Source organism: Pseudomonas sp. P5_B2 (genome assembly GCF_056400445.1).
Map to the genome: position 1 here is coordinate 1 of NZ_JBFULH010000929.1, position 1,292 is coordinate 1,292.

Consider the following 1,292-nt stretch of genomic DNA (forward strand, 5'->3'; position numbering starts at 1 on the left):
GTACTGGGACATGGATCGCCAAGTGTTCGACTCGGGCAAAAAGCAAAGCGGCCAGGAAGTCTTCATCACACCGGCGGGGAAAACCCGTTACTACGCGTCGATCAAGGTGCCGGTGCACCTGCCGGGTCAACCGCCGGCCCTGATCGGTTTTTCGACCGATGTGACCGAGTTGCATGAACAAACCCTTGCCCGTGAAGCCGCCGAAAAAGCCCTGGCAGCACACAATCACTCCCTGTGGCTAAACAATCAGGTGCTGGAGCAACTGGGCCAGAATGCCTCGTTGCCTGAGGTATTGAACACCATGCTGCGCATCATCGATGACTATCACGCCGGTATGCTGAGTGTCGTGTCGCTGGTGTCTGACAATGGTGACGAACTGCTCAGCTGTGCCGCACCCAATTTTCCAGAGACGTGGTTGGGTGCCATTGCTCGGGTACCGATTAAGGACATGAGCGGTTCTGCTGCGACAGCTGTTCAACGTGGAGAAACCGTCGTTATTGAGGATATCGCCAGCCATCCCTATTGGGCCGCTCCTGAGTTTGCCGCTATTCGTGATGCGACGCTCTGTCTCGGGTTGCGTGCGGCTTGGTCTCAGCCGATCAAAAATAGTGAGGGCAAGGTGCTCGGTGTTTTCAACCTGTACCAGCGCGAACCTGCCGCACCGGATGCCGAGGATCTCGCCCTGTTGGCGGATTACGCCAAACTCGCGCAGATGGTCATCGAGCGTGCGCGTTTGGCTGACGCCTTGCAGGAAAGCCAGGCCCTGTATCGCCTGATCGCAGAAAACAGCAACGATGCGATCTGGGTGATGCAATATCCGGACTTGACCTATAGCTATATGAGTCCCTCGATTGCACGGCTGTACGGTTGGACGCCGGAAGAGTTCTCCGGCCAGCCACCGGACGAGCTGATGTCTGTGGAGGAGTTACGCAGGTGGAGCGATACAGTGGAGGAGCATGTTCGACGTGTTGGCGAAGGTGACCTGACGGCCTGTTTCATCGAACTCGAGCTGGAAGTCCGGAACAAGGAGGGCCATCGCGTCCAAGTCGAGACGGTCGCCAATATCATGCTCGACAGCGCCTCCCGACCGACCCACATTGTTGGCAGTTCCCGGGACATCACCCGGCGTAAGGCCGCCGAGGACAGCATCCGCAAAATGGCGTTCTTCGACCAGCTGACCGGTTTGCCCAACCGCCGAATGATGGAAGACCGGCTGGCTCAGATGCTCGCACTGGCGAAACGTGAACAACGCAAGCTGTCACTGCTCTTTGTGGATCTGGACAGGTTCAAGG

Annotated in this window: 1 protein-coding gene; it reads left to right on the forward strand. The window is 57.7% G+C overall.

Going from position 1 to position 1,292, the window contains the following annotated elements; translation table 11 throughout:
* Positions 1-1,292, forward strand: a 1,292-nt coding sequence (locus AC1DRJ_RS28075) for a PAS domain S-box protein (RefSeq protein ID WP_477805009.1), incomplete at both ends; no start/stop codon positions are given.